The organism is Acidaminobacter sp. QWL-03 (genome assembly GCF_058683855.1).
The window spans coordinates 1,674,620-1,692,752 of record NZ_CM178752.1 but is presented as its reverse complement, the minus strand read 5'-3'; the positions used below and the strand labels follow the sequence as shown (position 1 = coordinate 1,692,752).

General features: G+C 49.3%; 20 protein-coding genes and 1 riboswitch. Of the genes, 19 read left to right on the top strand and 1 reads right to left on the bottom strand.

Going from position 1 to position 18,133, the window contains the following annotated elements:
* The first annotated feature begins 178 nt into the window (after window positions 1-178).
* Together AC4PHM_RS07815 and AC4PHM_RS07810 are read left to right on the top strand one after the other, a co-directional pair.
* On the top strand, window positions 179-517 hold the full coding sequence (locus tag AC4PHM_RS07815) for a DUF4258 domain-containing protein (RefSeq protein ID WP_492020321.1): 339 nt from the start codon (window positions 179-181) through the stop codon (window positions 515-517).
* The gene (locus tag AC4PHM_RS07810; RefSeq protein WP_492020320.1) at window positions 514-894 is read left to right on the top strand and encodes a helix-turn-helix domain-containing protein; all 381 of its coding nucleotides are present in this window, start codon (window positions 514-516) and stop codon (window positions 892-894) included. The genes AC4PHM_RS07815 and AC4PHM_RS07810 overlap by 4 nt, the downstream gene beginning before the upstream one ends.
* Before the next feature lie 96 nt (window positions 895-990).
* Here the strand turns inward: AC4PHM_RS07810 and AC4PHM_RS07805 are convergent, their stop codons facing one another.
* Entirely contained in the window at window positions 991-1,704 is a 714-nt protein-coding gene (locus AC4PHM_RS07805; RefSeq protein WP_492020319.1) for a flavodoxin family protein, read from the bottom strand.
* Window positions 1,705-1,992: 288 nt separating this feature from the next.
* On the opposite strand from AC4PHM_RS07805, the gene AC4PHM_RS07800 reads away from it, so the two are divergent.
* From AC4PHM_RS07800 to AC4PHM_RS07720, 17 genes are all read left to right on the top strand, one after another.
* Window positions 1,993-2,844, top strand: coding sequence for a DUF4438 domain-containing protein (locus tag AC4PHM_RS07800; RefSeq protein ID WP_492020318.1), 852 nt, complete (start codon window positions 1,993-1,995; stop codon window positions 2,842-2,844).
* 28 nt (window positions 2,845-2,872) lie between these two features.
* Window positions 2,873-3,514: a lactate utilization protein gene (locus AC4PHM_RS07795; protein WP_492020317.1), complete on the top strand. Its 642-nt coding sequence runs from the start codon at window positions 2,873-2,875 to the stop codon at window positions 3,512-3,514.
* A gap of 60 nt (window positions 3,515-3,574) precedes the next feature.
* On the top strand, window positions 3,575-4,150 hold the full coding sequence (locus AC4PHM_RS07790; RefSeq protein WP_492020316.1) for a ribonuclease domain-containing protein: 576 nt from the start codon (window positions 3,575-3,577) through the stop codon (window positions 4,148-4,150).
* Window positions 4,151-4,169: 19 nt separating this feature from the next.
* The gene (locus AC4PHM_RS07785) at window positions 4,170-4,490 is read left to right on the top strand and encodes a barstar family protein (RefSeq protein WP_492020315.1); all 321 of its coding nucleotides are present in this window, start codon (window positions 4,170-4,172) and stop codon (window positions 4,488-4,490) included.
* Window positions 4,491-4,543: 53 nt separating this feature from the next.
* Entirely contained in the window at window positions 4,544-5,125 is a 582-nt protein-coding gene (locus AC4PHM_RS07780; RefSeq protein ID WP_492020313.1) for a hydrolase, read from the top strand.
* A 138-nt stretch (window positions 5,126-5,263) separates the two neighbouring features.
* Complete coding sequence (locus AC4PHM_RS07775; RefSeq protein WP_492020312.1) at window positions 5,264-6,025, top strand: HpcH/HpaI aldolase family protein; 762 nt, start codon at window positions 5,264-5,266, stop codon at window positions 6,023-6,025.
* A gap of 77 nt (window positions 6,026-6,102) precedes the next feature.
* Entirely contained in the window at window positions 6,103-7,056 is a 954-nt protein-coding gene (locus tag AC4PHM_RS07770; protein WP_492020311.1) for an aldo/keto reductase, read from the top strand.
* An 18-nt stretch (window positions 7,057-7,074) separates the two neighbouring features.
* Entirely contained in the window at window positions 7,075-8,064 is a 990-nt protein-coding gene (locus tag AC4PHM_RS07765; RefSeq protein ID WP_492020309.1) for an alpha/beta hydrolase, read from the top strand.
* A gap of 59 nt (window positions 8,065-8,123) precedes the next feature.
* Window positions 8,124-9,119: a flagellar motor switch protein FliM gene (gene fliM, locus AC4PHM_RS07760; protein ID WP_291405952.1), complete on the top strand. Its 996-nt coding sequence runs from the start codon at window positions 8,124-8,126 to the stop codon at window positions 9,117-9,119.
* Window positions 9,116-10,258 carry a flagellar motor switch phosphatase FliY gene (gene fliY, locus AC4PHM_RS07755; protein ID WP_492020308.1) on the top strand — a complete coding sequence of 381 codons (1,143 nt, stop codon included), beginning with the start codon at window positions 9,116-9,118 and terminating at the stop codon, window positions 10,256-10,258. Before fliM ends, fliY begins: the two co-directional genes overlap by 4 nt.
* 236 nt (window positions 10,259-10,494) lie before the next feature.
* Window positions 10,495-10,583: riboswitch (cyclic di-GMP riboswitch) on the top strand.
* Between the two features lie 161 nt (window positions 10,584-10,744).
* A complete protein-coding gene (locus AC4PHM_RS07750) occupies window positions 10,745-11,212 on the top strand; it encodes a chemotaxis protein CheX (protein ID WP_291405948.1) in 468 nt (155 codons plus the stop codon).
* Between the two features lie 40 nt (window positions 11,213-11,252).
* On the top strand, window positions 11,253-11,615 hold the full coding sequence (locus AC4PHM_RS07745) for a response regulator (protein ID WP_291405946.1): 363 nt from the start codon (window positions 11,253-11,255) through the stop codon (window positions 11,613-11,615).
* A 62-nt stretch (window positions 11,616-11,677) separates the two neighbouring features.
* Window positions 11,678-13,858 carry a chemotaxis protein CheW gene (locus AC4PHM_RS07740; RefSeq protein ID WP_492020307.1) on the top strand — a complete coding sequence of 727 codons (2,181 nt, stop codon included), beginning with the start codon at window positions 11,678-11,680 and terminating at the stop codon, window positions 13,856-13,858.
* A gap of 21 nt (window positions 13,859-13,879) precedes the next feature.
* Window positions 13,880-14,371, top strand: a complete 492-nt coding sequence (locus AC4PHM_RS07735; RefSeq protein ID WP_492020306.1) for a chemotaxis protein CheW — start codon at window positions 13,880-13,882, stop codon at window positions 14,369-14,371.
* Window positions 14,372-14,387: 16 nt separating this feature from the next.
* Complete coding sequence (locus AC4PHM_RS07730) at window positions 14,388-16,115, top strand: methyl-accepting chemotaxis protein (protein ID WP_492020305.1); 1,728 nt, start codon at window positions 14,388-14,390, stop codon at window positions 16,113-16,115.
* A gap of 141 nt (window positions 16,116-16,256) precedes the next feature.
* Window positions 16,257-17,075, top strand: coding sequence for a CheR family methyltransferase (locus AC4PHM_RS07725; protein ID WP_492020304.1), 819 nt, complete (start codon window positions 16,257-16,259; stop codon window positions 17,073-17,075).
* Between the two features lie 16 nt (window positions 17,076-17,091).
* A complete protein-coding gene (locus tag AC4PHM_RS07720; RefSeq protein ID WP_492020303.1) occupies window positions 17,092-18,129 on the top strand; it encodes a protein-glutamate methylesterase/protein-glutamine glutaminase in 1,038 nt (345 codons plus the stop codon).
* The last annotated feature ends 4 nt before the right edge of the window (window positions 18,130-18,133 follow it).

Sequence of the window (18,133 nt, the reverse complement as noted above, 5' to 3'; positions counted from 1 at the left end):
ATTCGTGTAGTTCAAAGGAATTTTACCCCTAATATTCAATATATATTTACAATAAATAACAAATATTACATAATAATATATAAATCAAATTCAAGAAGTTGTAATTAATTTATAATAATTTATAACAAAAGATATAAAATATCAAAATAGTATTATAATAAGAAAAAGAGGGATCTTCATGATTGAAGTCTTTGTTGAAATGATAATCCGAAAAAAAGTCCGAGAGGGCAATTTCGATTTTACGAAGCATGCCCTGGAAAGAATGACTGAACGTGAAATCGAAATTGAAAGAGTGCTGGAATGTATCTTGGATGGAAAGGTTATCGAATTTCAAAAAGATCGAAAGACTCAGGACTTGAAGGTGCTTTTTCAAGAGAGTAGCGATGGGAAGGCTGGAATCTATACAGTAGTTGCTGCATTGGACACACCTTTAATTATTACTGTGTGTAAAACAAAAGAAGAAGTGTGGGTTTGGATCGATGACATTCTAAAAAGAAGAGAGGCGCATCGTCGATGACTAAAAAGTGCCATATTTGCGACGTGGAAATGGAAAAAAGAAAAACGACGATTAATACAGGCTGGGGTGAATACAAGCTTACGGTAGAAGGCGTTCAAACCTATGTGTGCCCGATTTGTGGGGAGATCACAATCGAAGGCAAAGATGCTCAGATGCTTCAAAGACTGAGCAAAAGCTTTTCAGAAAGTGATATGTCAGAGAAGCCAGACCAATTGAATTTGTCAGAGGTTGCAGAGATGCTCAGAGTCAGCAATCAAACCATCTATAACATGATCAGAGATGGCAGATTAAAAGCGCAGAAGATTGGGAGGGAATGGAGATTTTCCAAGAAGGAAATTCAATCCCTCACAGCCGGAGATCAGATGAAAGTGAAATGATACTCGGTTAGGATTTTCGGATGGATCAGTGACCATCGGCAAAGATTTGAAGGCTTTTTAAGAGCCTTTGCTCTGCCGATGGTCATTTTCGTCACTTCACACCTGAAAACGTTCAATCATCTTATTATACCGCTCTCTGAGCTCGGCTTCCGGGACGAGGGGCTTGCTGATCGCAACCAAGGTTTCGGGTGCTATCCGGCCCGCCTCAACCAACTGTCTCCCGGCATTTCTCGCATTCTCGAGAACAGCTGTACCTGCATCCGTCATGCCCTCTTTGTCATACATTAAAAAGGAGTGCGGCCGCAAAACGGGCCCGGAAAACTCTACCCCGGCCGTCTCCGAAAAGTCTCGGACAATCCGGACCACGGTGTCAAAGTTCTCGAGCTCCCACCAGCCGCCCACTGCAAGTAAGACAATTTTTTCGGTGCTGAAGGAAGGATGCCGTTCAGCCCGGGTCCGGCCGTCTCTAAAATCAAGCTGTGGTTTGATCAGAGGGCAAAGCCTGTTCATAAAATCCTGCATCCGCCCGGGAAGCGGTATGTAGACGGGCGTCGCAAGCACCAAAATATCTGCGGCTTTAATGCTGGGATACAGCTGATGCATCTCGTCCCGGACGCAGCATTCGCCGGGACTTTGATACCAACAGTACATTTGCCCACAGGAACATGGCTTAAGCTCTAAACGGCTGGTATAATAGAGCTCAACCTCCGCTCCCGCGTCTGTCATTCCCTGGAGGAACGCATTCAGCAGCAGAGCTGTATCGCCTTTTTCCATGGTTGGACTTCCGTTGACAGCAAAAACTTTTGTCATGACATTCACACTCCTGAAATGAAGTAGCCAATGATCGAGTGAAGCAACATGCCTATTTCATTTATACCCCGGCAGTCCATTGACAACCTGATGACAACAGCTGTGATTCTTCGCTGACCTCTGCGTGTGCAGGTTTACTTTCTTCCCAATTTGACTAACTGCCTGATTAATGCCTCTTAGTTTGAAACTATTTCACCACGCCCTATTCTTTTTCACGATAATTTTGTTTAAAATGGAATCAGAATCCAATACCGACACAGGCAAACTGACGAATCAGGGAGGATCTGCATGCTTAAAACCAATAAAAAAAGTGTTGTCGCACAGGCCGTAATGGGGAAGATCCATCATCCCATCAACACGAAGACCTTTAGAGTGACTCAAAATGGTGAGGCTATGATTTTGCCATCGACCGGGTCTATTACTTATGGCATTCATGTGGGGGACCCGGCCTTTGGGCTGGCGGGGGATCACATTGAGCCCAGCGTTTCCATTCGCAATGAGATCACCGCGGAAAACGATGCCCTCATGGTGCTGTCTTGCCTGGGGAATCAGGCCAAGGTCGTGACCGGGGACGCGAAAGGCGAGACGGGTTATGTCCTGGGAGCCCACGGCGGCATTGAACACGTCATTGTGGAGTTTTCAGAAGAGACCATGGAGAAGCTGACTATTGATGATAAAATTCAGATCAAAGGCTGCGGTCAGGGACTTAAGCTGCTGGACTTTCCTGAAGTCACCGTCATGAACATGGATCCGGAGCTCCTCGAGCGCATGGATCTCAAAACCGAGGGCGGCCTCATTGAGTTTCCGGTGGCGGCTATTGTGCCGGCACACCTGATGGGCTCCGGCATAGGCTCTGCTCACGCCTTTACCGGGGATTATGACATCATGACCCAGGATGAAGAGGTCATCCGGACACTTGGCATTGACACCCTCCGGTTTGGAGACTTTGTGATGCTGCAGGACTGTGACAATACCTTTGGCCGGGCTTATTTAAAGGGCGCTGTCAGCATTGGGGTCGTCGTTCACAGCGACTGTGTTAAAATGGGACATGGGCCGGGTATAATGATTCTGATGACCAGCAAAAAACCATTGATCCGCGGCGTGATCCGGGACAGGTGCAATGTGAAAGACTTCATATAGTCATCAGAACCGTGAGGAGGCGAATGACATGATTGAAATGATTGCGAAAACACCAGAGGAAATGGGTGAGGCGGCGGTTGAAGCGCTGAAATCCAATCGCTTTGAAGCGGCTTATGTACCGGGCGGCCATGAAGCAGTACGCCAGATTCTAAGCATGATCCCGGAGGATGCGGTGGTGGGCATTGGCGGTTCTAAAACCATTGAATCCCTTGGACTTTCAGAACTGTTGAAAGACAGGGGCAATACAGTGTTGTGGCACAATGAGCCGGGCTTGACACCGGAGCAAAGCGCGGCTTACAGACATGGCCAGCTGTCTTGTGATGTGTTTCTGACCAGTGCCAATGCCGTTACCATGAAGGGCGAAATTGTCAACCGTGATGGGGTGGGCAATCGCGTTGCCGCAATGATCTTTGGTCCAAAGCAGGTCATTATTGTGGCTGGGGTGAACAAGCTGGTGGAGAACCTCGACGCGGCTGAAGTCAGAATCAAGACCATTGCGGCACCGCTGAACAACAAAAGGCTGAACCGTCCGAATCCGTGCGTTAAGACGGGAGTATGTACCGATTGCAGCAGCCCGACCAGGATCTGCAACGTGACAACCATTCTGAATAAGAGGCCGTCGCTGACAGACATGACGGTGCTGATTGTTGGAGAAGAGCTTGGGTTCTAGGCTTGCGGCGGATCAGTGGTTCTAAAGTCTTGAAATGAGGTGACTATTCTGAGTGAACAATTGAACAAGCGTCGCGGCAAGAAACGGACTTGGCTGGCCATTTGGCTGCTCATATTTATGCTGGCCCTTTCGGGCTGTGGCGGGGCACCGGCGGCTGCCGAACCTGAGACTGAAGCGCCTGAAGCAGTAGAACAGCCGGTGGAATCTGAGGTTGAAGGCGAAAGTGAAGCAGTCGAAGAAGCATCGGTACCTCTGACGGAACTTGAGGCACTCCTGGCAGAAGCAGAAAGCTACGTCGAGAAAGGCGGCAGATATACCGCGCCGGAGGAAGTCGCAGCCTATCTGCACCTTTTTAATGAGCTGCCGGAAAACTTCATCACCAAGCGCAAAGCGACTGACCTTGGCTGGGAAAGCAACAAGGGCAATCTTTGGGACGTCACGGATGAGATGAGTATAGGCGGGGATAACTTTGGCAACCGCGAGGGGCGCTTGCCTGACAAAGATGGCCGCCGCTGGTACGAGTGCGATGTCAACTACGAAGGCGGCTATCGCGGCGCTGAGCGACTTGTATTTTCAAGCGACGGCTTGATTTTTTACACGGATGACCATTACGAGACTTTCACTCAGTTCTATTGAGAGGAGCGGTGTTTGCCGGATGTATGCTGAAAATGAGGTTCAATATGTGGTTTTGGATGGTGCGCAGATGACGTCGAGAGAAGCGGCGCATGCGCATCTCAAGCATCAATTCGACTTTCCTGACTATTACGGCAATAATCTGGATGCGCTTTGGGACCTGCTCAGTACTTGGAGTGGTCCGCTCAACATTCGCCTGATCCACAGTGAGGCGCTGTACCAAAGTCTTGAGGCCTACGGGGTTCAATTAATTTCCGTGTTTACGGACGCGATTCAGGAAAACTCAAAGATCCGGTTTGAGATTTCTCATGAGTCGGATTTTTTTGAGAATGTAATGCTATGATGTTAAGACGCCACACTAATAATTAAAAAGTTGATCCACAGGAGGAAACCAAAATGTCTCATATGCCAACCCGGGAAGAAGCCTGGGCACTACTTACAGAATATAATCAGGACACCTATCTCCAGAAACATGCTATGGCAGTGGAGGGGGTTATGCGTTATTTTGCGAAGCACTTGAATGAAGAAGACATTGAATTTTGGGGCGTTGTAGGACTGCTGCACGACCTGGATTTTGAAAAATATCCTGAAGCCCACTGTGTCAAATCTCAGGAGATCATGAGAGAGCGCGGCTTCGACGAGCGGCTGATTCGCGCCACTGCCAGCCATGGTTACGGCCAGTGTGTCGACATAGCACCGGAGCATCCTATGGAAAAAGTACTGTTCACTATTGATGAGCTTACAGGCTTGATCCACGCCACGGCCCTCATGCGCCCGTCCAAGAGCGTCCTGGACATGGAGGTCAAATCCATCAAGAAGAAATATAAGACGCCAAGCTTTGCGGCAGGCGTCTCCAGAGACGTCATCGAAAAAGGCGCTGTCATGATGAACTGGACGCTGGACGATGTGATCCTGCACACGCTGGAAGGCATGAAAACCGTGGCTGAGGAGATTGGTCTCGGCATGGCTGAGGCCTAGATCTGAAACCTAATACCTAAAACCAAAAACATATTACTGAACTTGAAGCAGCAGTCATCCAATGCCCTACATCATCGCTGCCGGACAATTAGCCCGGACGCGTCCCTTAAAGCATGCGTCAGAGGAGGATGTCAAGACATGTTCCACAACACACTCAAGGCACGACTCAAGGCAGGAGAAGCGGCGGTCGGGATCTTCGCCGTCATGAATTCGCCGGATGTCATTGAAATATTAGGACTGGCGGGTTTTGATTTTGCCATCATAGACTGTGAACATGGTCCCATGGGGCCGGAAAGCGCCCTGACCCTGATCCGGGCAGCTGAGCGCAGGGGCCTGACGCCTATTGTCAGGGTGCCCAACACTATGGAAAGCACCATCATTCATTTCCTGGACATAGGCGCACATGGCATCCAGGTACCGCAGGTCAACACTGCGGAGACAGCCGCGACCGTTGTCAGGAACGCCAAGTACTTCCCGGTGGGGCGGCGCGGTGTGGCGTTTATGAGGTCTTCCAACTACGGGATGACAGAGCCGGACCAATATTTCGCCAGAGCAAACGAGGAAACCCTCATTGTCACCCACTGTGAGAATATTGAATGCCTCGATAATCTGGACGAGATTTGCCAGAACCCGGACATTGACGTTATCTTTGTGGGACCTTACGACATGTCTCAATCCCTGGGTCTCACCGGACAGGTAAACCACGAGCGCGTTGAAGCAGCGGTTCAGAAGGCGCTTGAAATTACGAAGCGACATGGCAAATTGTGCGGGACTATCGCCAGCAACGGTGATATTGCAAGACAGCGCATTGAGCAGGGCTTCAAATATGTGGCCATTTCCCTCGACAGCGCTTTGTTCGCGGCGAAGTGCACACAAGAGCTCAAAAAATGTCGTGGCTAACAAACAAATCAGCAAAAAATAAAAACTAAACAATTGACATTTTTAGACGATAGACTAGTTGAGGAGGCGTTTAACCTATGCAGATCAAACGGATGGCCCTAGGCGACAGCGGCATCGAAGTCGGTGAGCTGTGCCTCGGTATTCTGCCTATTGGACCACTGCAGAAAAACGTACCCGTGGAAGAGGCGTCCGAGATCATTGCGGAAGCTCTCAGACAAGGGGTGGACTTCATTGATACAGCCCAGATGTACGGCACCTATCCTCACATTAAACGAGCCCTGGAAAAAGTGGACACCCTGCCGGTGATCGCTTCAAAATCAGCGGCTGCCACTTATGAAGCTATGGAAACGGCTATCCTCGAAGCCCTGGAAGCCATGGGCGTCGACAAAATCGACATCTTTCATATTCATGCCGCAAAGGTTGAGACGGACGTCTTTGAGCTCAGAAGCGGTGCTCTGGAGTGCCTGAAAGACTATAAGAAAAAGGGTGTGATCCGCGCGGCCGGCATCTCCACCCATAATCCTAAGGTGGTCGCCGAAGCGGCACTAAGAGACGACATTGACGTGGTCTTCGCCCTGATCAACGCTGCAGGCCGCGGCATTCACAACGGCACGCTTCCGGAAATGGAAGCGGCAATCGCGCTTTGCAACAGCCACGGAAAAGGCGTGTACCTGATGAAAGTCCTCGGCGGCGGCACCCTGTCCAAAGACTATGAAAAAAGCATGGCCTACGCCCGCAGTCTTGGAGACTATCCGGTCGCTCTGGGCATGATCCGGATGGACGAGGTCAATTACAATCTCAAATTTTTCAAAAATGATCCCGCCTACAAAGACGTACCGCTGGAACTCCAGGAGAAAAAAATCTTTGTCTTCGGACTTGTGTGTAAGGCCTGCGGCACCTGCATTGACGCCTGCCACAGCGACGCAATTTCCTTCGAAGAGGACGGCAAGGCGTGGATTGATCCCGAAAAATGCATCCAGTGCGGTTACTGCATCTCAGCCTGCCCGCATTTTGCCATCCGAATGATGTAATCTGAAAGGAAGGATCCTATGGGACGTGCTCGAACCGGAAGACGTTTACTATTGGTCCTGGCGGCGCTTCTCGTGGTCGCGGTGGCTGCGGCTGGCCTGTACCTTTCTGGTAGCTCTAGGCCAACACCCGAAGCTCTGGGGATCAACGCGGTTTACGACAATCAAAAGCAGTCTGCCGATGGTTACTCCTACTGGCAGCCCGCCTCTCCAACCGGTGTTGGCCTGATCTTCTACCAGGGCGGCAAGGTACAGGCGGAGGCTTACGGACCTTTAATTCTGCCCCTGCTGGATCATGGCATCAGCCTGTTTCTGCCCGACATGCCGTTCAATCTGGCGGTCTTTAACCCGGATGCCGCGCTTGATATTATCAACGCGCATCCCGAAATCACTACGTGGTGGCTTGGGGGGCATTCTCTCGGAGGCGCCATGGCGGCAGATTTTGTCTATGAACATCCGGATCTGATTTCTGTGCTGATTTTGATGGCGGCTTATCCTCAAGACAGCAAACCATTAAATGATTTTAGTGGCGAGGTGCTCGCCTTCTTCGCCACCAGAGACGGTCTGGTCAACAGCAATGAAATTTCAAAGTGGCAGGCACTGTTGCCAGCGCAAGCGAAAGTGGTTATGGTAACGGGCGGAAACCATGCCCAGTTTGGAAGCTATGGTCCTCAGAAAGATGACCTGACGGCGGAGATTTCTGAAGAAGCCCAGCAGCAGCTCGTGAGAGAGGCGTTGCTTACTGTTCTGGAATCTGACATGACCCTTGAGTTTGACGGCATTATTGAATCCGTTGAAGGGAACCGACTCTTGATTGAAACCATAGATTATGATCTTTTCGACATAGCTTGGGTGGATTTTATGCCAGGCGCCAAAATACTGGACCGACAAGGCAATTCTCTGTCGTTTGAAGCGTTGACGCCAGGGACCAAAGTCAAAGTGGTGATTTTGCCGGCCATCAGAGAAAGTTACCCGGTACAGGTCAGCGCGACAGAAGTCTATGTAGAATAAGGTCCCGCGAGTTTTTTGCTCTATATGAAGTTAGATTTTCAAGGATTTGAGGGGATAGATTGAAAGAGATATTGTCGCAGGAGGAAATCGATGCGCTGCTGGATGCGCTGAAAACAGGCGAAATTGATGCCAGCATGGCTGGCGAGGATGATGAGCGGAGTAAAGTCAAGGCCTATGACTTTCGACGTCCTATCAAACTTTCGAAAGAATATATCAATACACTCTATATGGTTTTCGAGAACTTCGCGAAGCTCGCGTCGAACCAGCTGAGCTCGCTGGTCAACACCACGGTTCTGATGACAGTGGAGATGATCGAACAAATCAGTTATGAGGAATTTATAAATTCTATCCCTAATCCCACGTTGATTGGCGTTTATCGCTCAAGACCTCTCAACGGGACGCAGATTCTCGAAATCAACCCGCAGTTTGCCACGCAAGTGATCGAACGCGTTTGCGGCGGGGCGACCACGAAGGGCAAAAGTATAACGAGGAAAGACAAATTTACGGATATTGAGCTGGGTATTCTGGAGGATCTGGTGCTTAACCTGCTCAGACCCTTTCAAACAGCTTGGGATGATATTGTTGAGATTGAAACAGAACTGGAATCCCTCGAGACCAATCCCCAAATGGTACAGTCCATCACGCCGAATGAACCCGTAGTACTCGTCAGCTTCAGCGTGGAGATGTTCTCTGTCAAGAGCCAGATCAATTTGTGCATCCCATACACCTCATTTGAACAGATTACGGACAAACTCAGCATACGCAGCTGGTTTGAGGTTGATAAAGGCATTGACAATACTTTGTTCAAAGCTCAAATCTCCGACCGTCTTATGACAGCGGGGGTGGACATGACCGTGGAACTTGGCAGAACTATGATTACAGTGGATGATTTTATTCATCTTGATACGGGAGACGTTGTGCTTCTGGGTGCTAAAACCAATGCACCGCTGAAAATGTTCGTGGAGGATCGACTCCATTATTTGGTTCAGCCTGGAGATCTGGATGGCAAACTGGGCGTACAGATTTTAGACTATGTGGAAGAGGACGTTGAATGATGATGGACAATTTTATTTCTCAAGCTGAACTGGATTCACTCCTGCGAAAAAATGGCGATTTGAATGGGGCAGACGAGCCCAACATGTCATCTGAAGATCTGGATATCCTTTCTGAAGTTGGCAATGTGACAATGTCCGCTGCCTCTGACGCTCTAACAAAGTATCTAAAGCAAAAGGTCACCATTTCAGCACCCAGGGTGGCGGCGCTCTCCTCTGAGAAGGCCGTGGCACGTTTTTCTGAGCCTATGGCCGTCGCAGCAGTTAAAATTAGAGGGGATATGATTGGCGACACACTGCTTGCCGTCGAACCCGGTGTTGGCGCTGTGATTGCCGGTTTGATCTCAGGCGTACCGGTACCTGAGACGAAAATGGTTCTGTCTGTCGACGAAAAGAAGGCGTTGTCTGAAGGCATTAATTTCGTCGCAGGCTATTTATATCAAGCGCTTTCGGAGATGACGGACCTCGAAGTGGAGCCCTTTACGGCCGAGACTGCGCTTTGGGAAGGCGATGCACGGAAGCAGCTTTCGAAGCATTTCACGGATCGGCCGGTGTGTTGTCTTGAGTCGAACATAAGTATAGGCGATCTTGTGACAGGCGAATTATGGCATATTTACGCGGGTGAACACGCTGAGGATATTGTGGCGGGACTCCATAAAAAATACAATCCTGAAGCTATGGAGACGGACTATGAGACTGCTGACCGTGGCGTTGTACCTGGTTCGAGCGTAGTGACTGCTCAAACCAGTAAGGACCATACAGCGGCGCCTGAGCCGGAGACAAAGCCTGTTCCGAAGGCGCCTCCCGCAGCGCTACTGCCGGAAGTGGAGGTTCAGAAACCTATGTTTGCACCAATTAAGGACACCAGTAAATCAAGCCATCAGAAAAACCTGGACCTGATTATGGATGTGCCGCTGGAACTCAGTGTTGTGCTGGGCAAGACGAAACGGACCATCAAAGATATCCTGTCGCTTGGGACCGGCTCGGTGGTTGAGCTGAATAAGCTTGCGGATGAGCCCCTTGAGATCCATGTTAATGGAAAACTGGTCGCACATGGCGAGGTCGTGGTTATAGGTGAGAACTTTGGCATCCGGATCACTCAGATTTTAAGCAGGGAACAGCGCGTAGAAGGGTTGAAATAGTTGAAATCAGTTAACTGAAACGACATTGACTAAAGGCAGGGCTCGACGAGGTCCCTGTCTTTTTCAATTCAACCGCTGGGTGAAAGCGGGTGTCGACGATTGGCGTCGATTCTCCGGATTTCACCCATTTTTTTTCATTTAAAGTATTAACACTTCATTAAGTTAGACGATACCTATAGAGAATGCATCAGATGTAAGTCGTGAATTGTGAAAAGCAAGATTATGAAATACCTGAAAAATGAAAAAGGCAAACCCACCGAAAGGTGGAGACGCAAAGCCACAAGTCTAAGGCAAGTTTACTTGCGATGATGGTTGGGCTGCCACTTGAAGGTCATGAAGACAGCGTTCTTTGGCCGCCTGAAATTCAGGAGGCCTTTTATATGCTTCATCCCTATCTAATGGCCTGAACTATGCGTCCTGCAAAAACACCAGGGAGGATGATGAGACCAGTTTTTTTAAAGAAGCGTCATTATGGGGAGGTCAGCAATGAAAGCCGAATATATCAATACGTTTATTGAAGCCGCCCAGTCCGTCATGAGTATGGTGTGCGGGGTGGAAGCGAAACTGGGAAAAGTGCACCTTAGAAATTCACCTTATGCGGTCAATCAGGTCATTATCATGATTGGCGTTATTGGCAAAATTAAAGGACAGGTTTGGTTTGAGCTGTCTGTGGACACGGCCAAGAACATTGCCTCTGTCATGATGGGCGGCATGCCGGTGGAAGAATTTGACGAGATCAGCAGGAGTGCGGTTTCTGAGATGGGCAACATGATCATGGGCAATACAAGCACGTTGTTTGCGAATCAATCTGTCAACATTGACATCACACCGCCTTCCTTGTTGACGGGAGAAAAGATTGAGTTGTCCAACAAGATTTCAACTATTGTCGTACCTCTTGAAATGGAAGGACTAGGGATATTCTCCATAAATGTGGCGGCTGAAGAAGTGAATTAGCAGTGCAGTAAAGGTATTTTGGAAAGGAGAAACCGAAGACATGAAAAGAGTACTGATCGTAGATGACGCTGCCTTCATGAGAATGGCCATCAAAAATATCCTTCAAAAAAATAATTTTGAGGTGGTAGGCGAGGCGGAGAATGGTCTCGTCGGCGTTAAAAAATATTTGGAGCTTCAGCCGGATCTGGTGACCATGGATATAACCATGCCGGAAATGACGGGTCTGGATGCACTGAAGCAAATCAGGAAACTCGACAGTAATGCCAACGTTGTCATGGTGTCCGCCATGGGGCAGGAAAGCATGGTGAAGGACTCCATCATCAATGGCGCAAAGTCGTTTATTGTCAAACCTTTCAAAGAGGATCACGTCCTTCAGACTCTGAACAAGGTGCTAGGCCTGTAAATCAAGGGCTGATGCTTAAGCGGAAGTAAGATCAGTTCCAAACACCGAAAAATGAGGTGAACTTGTTGCCCGTTACTTACGAAAATGAATCTATGCTCGAAATTTATATTTTTGAAGCCTCACAGTCACTGGATCAAATGGAGCAGATCATCATGAAAAGTGAGCGGGAGGGAACCTTTGGGGAAGAGGCAGTGAACGAAATCTTTAGGTTCATGCATACGATCAAGGGCTCTTCAGCTATGATGATGTTCCACAATATTACGACTATAGCCCATACCATGGAGGACATCTTTTTCTTTTTGAGAGAAAAAAAGCCTCGTATTATGGATTATTCAATCCTGTCAGACCTGGTTCTGGACGGGGTGGATTTCATGAAGGTCGAAGTCAATAAAATAAAGAATCACGATGCGCCCGATGGTAATCCAGAAGACCTCGTGTTGCGCCTCAAGTCTTATCTGGACGAGATACTGACAACCGTGAACACTGACGAAGATAAAGCACGTAAGCCAGAAATCGTGTCAGTGAAGGACTCGGTTTGTGAGCGTGAGGGGCTGGAGGTTCAACCATCGGCCACTGTCCTTGAGAGCGGTGGCGAAGGCGCTCCGAAACCACCTCTGAAGCCCCGAAAAGACTCAAAGAAGAAAAAATCTGTCCAGTCCTATAAAGCCAAACTCTATTTCCAGGATGGCTGTGAAATGGAGCATCTCAGGGCTTATGGGGTCGTCCATGATTTGACCGAGCTTGCGGAGGAGATGTTTTACTGTCCTCAGAATATCCTGGAAGAGGATGGCACAGCAGAGACGATCCGAAATCAGGGCTTTGAGCTGTTCATTAGAACGACAGCCACCATGGAAGAGCTGCAGGCGCGCATTGAGAAAACGGTTTTTCTGGAGCAATTGATTTTGGGACATGCGGATCAGCCGGAGTTTGAGCCCCACTGCATGCACCAGGATGATATTCACTGGGTCACGGCTGTGACGGAATCGGAGGCGCGGGAAAACGCGGTGCCGGGAAACTCGGTGTCAGACACCCAGTTACAACCTGCTGTCAAAGATCAGGTCCCGGGCGGCCAGTCCATGATCAGTGTCAATGTTGAAAAACTCGACGGTCTGATGAACCTCGTGGGCGAGCTCGTCATAGCAGAGGCTATGGTGACTCAGAATCCGGAGGTTCTGGCACTGGAGTCGGATCAGTTTCAAAAGGCTTCAAGGCAGCTTCATAAAATCACGACGGATCTGCAGGACATGGTTATGTCCATACGCATGGTGCCGCTGTCCACGACGTTTATCAAAATGCACCGCATTGTCCGGGACATGTCCAAAAAACTGAATAAGCAAGTCGTCCTGGACATGGCCGGAGAAGAGACCGAAGTGGATAAAAATATCATTGAGCGGATCTCTGACCCATTGATGCACCTGATCAGAAATGCCATAGATCATGGCATAGAAGACGAGGCGGAGCGCCTGGAAAAGGGCAAGGATAAGATCGGACGCATCAGTCTGGAGGCAAAGAACGCCGGCAGTGATGTCCTGATCATCCTCAGGGATGACGGCCGCGGCCTCAGCAAGGAAAAAATACTGGCAAAAGCACGAGCTAACGGGCTCTTAATCAAGCCTGAGCACGAAATGTCAGACCGCGAAATTTACAACCTCATTTTGCTCCCTGGTTTCTCAACGAAGGAGCAGGTCACGGAGTTCTCGGGCCGTGGTGTGGGTATGGATGTGGTCGCCAAAAACCTGGAAGAGGTTGGCGGCGCGGTTCATATCGAAAGCGCCTACGGTCAAGGCACGACCATGACCCTGAAAATTCCGCTGACCCTTGCCATCATAGAAGGCATGAACATCCGGGTGGGCAGCTCGCGGTTCACCATTCCTATTACAAGCATCAAGGAATCCTTTAAGCCCGCTGCGAAGGATTGCCACAAGGACCCAGACCTCAACGAAATGGTCATGGTCAGGGGTAAGAGTTACCCCATCCTGCGCATGCATCAGCATTTCAACATTCAGAAGACAGAGACTGTGCTTGCCGATGGGATCTTAATCATGGTCGAGGATGAGGACAAGGAAATATGTCTGTTCGCAGATGAATTACTGGGTCAGCAGCAGGTCGTCGTCAAGGCGCTGCCGCACTATATCAAATCCATGAAGAAAATCTTGGGGCTGGCGGGCTGTACACTGCTGGGCGACGGCAGCATCAGCCTGATTCTCGACGTCAGCGGATTAGCCGGTCTAAGAGTCAGATAGTAAAACAGGAGGGTCGCTCACATGGCAAAAGCAATCACTGAAATGGAACTTGAGGAAGATACCCAAAAGGGAAAGTATCTGACCTTTAATCTAGGAAGCGAATCCTATGGCATAGGCATTGAGTACGTTATTGAGATCATTGGAATGCTGCCTATCACTGTGGTTCCGGAGCTGCCGGTCTACATCAAGGGCATTATGAATCTGCGCGGCCGGATCATTCCCGTCATGGATATGAGACTGCGGTTCAGAAAAGAATTTGTGGACTATGACGAGCGCACCTGCATCATTGTCGTCGAAATTGGCGAGAATTCAGTGGGCTTGATTGTGGACAGAGTCTCAGAGGTCACTAATATTGCCGATGAAGACATTGTCGATCAGCCAATGCTCAGCTCAGGCACGTCGAATCGCTACATCAAGAGTATTGGCAAAGTCGGCGGCGAGGTCAAGATGCTGTTGGACTGCGACGCGCTGCTCAGTCATCACGAATCAGAATTAATCTCAACTATAGGATAAATGGAGGATGTTTTTTATGAGTTGGTTTTCCAGACGGAAGCTCGGAACCAGACTGATAGTCGGTTATCTATTGATAGTTCTTGTTGCTGTAGCTATTGGCGGTGTGGGTATTTTCAATATATACAAAATAAATGGTCAAAATTCAGAAATGCACATTAAAGCAACTGTACCACTGGGTCAGCTGGTGGAGTTTGTCGACGCGTTCCAGCGCATGAGGGGCAACGTTAAAGACATTTTGCTCTCGAGTTCGGCAGCAGAAATTTCCCAGTATGAGCTTATAATTGATCAACGTAATCAGGAATTTAATACCAACTTAGCCTTGGTGGAAGAAACGCTGATGACGGAGGAAGGACATAAAATAGTTGATGAGATCCGTAAAGAAAAAACGAATTATGATGAAGTTACCAAACGCATTATTGCCTTGGCAAAAGCCGGAAATACCAGTGAAGCTCTAAGCCTGAACCGCGGCGAAGGCGACAACATCAGAAAAGAACTCGAAGCGAACGTCCAAAAACTGACAACTATGAAAGTCGATATTGCCAATGAAACTGCAGCGGCTAATTCTGCTTCTGCGAAAGCGACGACAGTGACCATGATCATCATCCTTGCCTCGGGTGTTCTTGCCGCGGCTGCGGTTGGCGCGTATATCTTTGTCACCATCCAGAGATCCATCAATACTATGGCAAAAACCGCAAAGAAACTGGCAGACGGTGACCTCGACTTCTCTTTGACTGTCTACACCAAAGACAGTATTGGACAGCTGGCTTCTTCCTTCAACGAGGTCTCCGACAACCTGAACGAAATCATGTCCAATATTCAGGAGGCCTCAGAACAGGTGGCTTCCGGTTCCAGACAGGTCTCTGAATCCAGCATGTCCCTGTCTCAAGGCGCTACTGAGCAAGCCAGCTCCATTGAGCAGCTGACGGCGTCCATCGAAGAAATTGCGGCTCAAACGAGACTCAACGCGCAAAACGCGAATCAGGCGAATGAACTCGCTGATCTGACAAAAGTCAGCGCCATCCAAGGCAACGATCAGATGAAGTCCATGCTGAAGTCCATGGACGAAATCAATGAAGCTTCCAATAATATTTCCAAGATTATCAAAGTCATTGATGAAATTGCTTTCCAAACCAACATCCTTGCCCTGAACGCGGCCGTGGAAGCGGCAAGAGCGGGTCAGCACGGCAAAGGCTTTGCAGTTGTCGCTGAAGAGGTGAGAAACCTGGCGGCGCGCTCTGCCAATGCAGCGAAAGAAACGACGACACTGATCGAAGGCTCCATCCATAAGGTAGCCGGCGGCACAAAAATTGCCAATGAAACTGCTTCCGCTCTGGCTCAGATTGTTGAAAGCATTGAAAAAGTTTCAGATCTCGTAGGCAACATTGCAGTTGCTTCCAATGAGCAGGCGACGGGTGTGGAGCAAGTCAATCAGGGTGTTTCCCAAATCGCCAGTGTGGTTCAGACGACATCGGCAACCTCTGAGGAGACGGCTGCTGCCAGCGAAGAGCTTTCCAGCCAGGCAGAGATGCTGAAAGAGCAAGTCTCGAAATTCAAACTCAGAAATCGTGCTCATGTCAGACCAGTTTCAGAAAAAGAAGTAATGAGCCCGGAGATGATCAAAATGATTGAATCTATGAAGGTGCAGAACAGACAGGCGATTCAGTCCAGAGAGCATCAGGCGTCAGAGGTTCCGACCGCTAAGAAAATTGTATTAAGCGAAAAGGAATTTGGAAAATATTCTTAATTGTGACTGGCGGCGAAGAGATGGGGCTGTCGAGAAAATATGGGACGCAGACCATCGGCTAATAAATGCTTTTTGATCTAAGTAGGCAAGCGGAGGGGGAGTAAACTCTCCTCCTCTTTTTGCAAGTAAGGGTGATCACTTGTGATAAACATTACGGAGCAAGAGTTCAACAAATTGGCGGGTTTCATACACCAAAATTATGGCATCCAGCTTAAGAAGGAAAAGCACACGCTGCTGACGGGACGTCTTCATAAATTGCTGAGTGATCTCGGTCTGCAGTCTTTTTCCGAGTATTATGACTATCTGATGAAGGATACAACCGGCAAGGCTGTGGCGGTACTTATAGATAAAATATCGACTAATCATACGTTTTTTATGCGTGAAGCGGATCATTTCGATTACTTCAGGGAATCGGTGCTTCCTTTTTTCAGAGTAACAGTGAAGAGCAGAGATCTTCGCGTCTGGTGCGCGGCCAGCTCGACCGGGGAAGAGCCTTATACCCTGGCCATGATTCTGAGAGACTATTTTGGCGGAGAGCAGCCGCCTTGGGATACCAAGGTGCTGGCGACGGACATCTCGCAAGCGGCGCTGGATATTGCGAAGGCGGGGCTGTACAGTCAGGAACGGATCGCGCCGCTGCCAACGTCCTGGGCACTCAAATATTTTAACAGAGTGGACGCTCAATCCTCGGTGGCAAACGAGCTGCTCAAGAGTGAAGTCATCTTTCGAAGATTTAATCTCATGGAAGAGGTGTTTCCATTCCGGCAGAAAATGCACGTGATTTTCTGCCGCAACGTTATGATTTACTTTGATCAGAAGACCAAAGACCGCCTCGTGGAGAAACTTTATGATCTTCTAGAAGACGGTGGTTATCTGTTTATAGGACATTCGGAATCCTTGAACCGGGATGCGACGAGGTTCAAATATATAAAGCCGGCAGTTTACCGCAAATTGCCATAGAGCGGGAGAAGACATCATGAATAGAAAAATTAAAGTCCTGGTGATTGATGACAGCGCGGTATTCAGGGAAGTCTTGACCAGGGGTCTTTCCGCGGATCCGGAGCTTCAAGTCGTTGCACGGGCGGAAAATCCCTTTGATGCGATTGATAAAATTGAGGCTTTCCAGCCGGACGTGATCACGTGTGATGTTGAAATGCCAAAAATGGATGGCATAGAGTTCATCAGGCAGCTGCTGCCTCAGCATCCGGTGCCCATCATTGTGGTCAGCTCGGTGGGACGTGCTGTTTTTGACGCCATGAGTGCCGGGGCGGTGGATTTTCTGACTAAGCCCAGTCTGACTGCGGGACAGGGGATGGACGTTTTTTTGCAGGCGCTCATCCAAAAGGTCAAGACGGTTTCCGGTGCCAATATTGTCAAAGCGACCTTGGAAATGAAGCCGCACTCTGCAACTGCGGGGATGGCCGCTTCAGCGGAGGCCTTTTCGAGTCAAATGCAACTGGTCGCCATAGGCGCTTCCACAGGCGGGACCGAGTCGATCTACCAGTTGCTGAAGATGCTGCCAACCCAAATGCCTGGTATTGTTATAGTCCAGCACATCCCGCCCAATTTTTCCAAACTCTTTGCGGAAAGGCTGGATGCTCAAACGCCCTTCAAAGTGGCGGAGGGCAGGTCTGGCGATCTGGTGGAGCCGGGGAAAGTAATTATTGCGCCGGGGGACCACCATATGATCGTCAAGCGGTTTGGGGATCGCTTCAAAGTAGAAGTTTATCAAGGAGATAAGGTCAACGGTCATTGTCCTTCCGTGGATGTCCTATTTGATTCCGTGGCGAAAAGCTGTGGGGATCAGGCACTGGGGATCATCCTCACGGGGATGGGGTATGATGGCGCAAAGGGGCTCCTTGGCATGAGGCGGAGGGGTGCCAGAACCATCGGCCAGGACGAAGCCTCCAGCGTGGTCTATGGGATGCCCAAAGCGGCGTTTGAAGTAGGGGCCGTCGAGCGGCAGCTGCCGCTGTCGCAAATGCCTTCAGCGGTGTGCAGGCTGTTAAGATAATGGC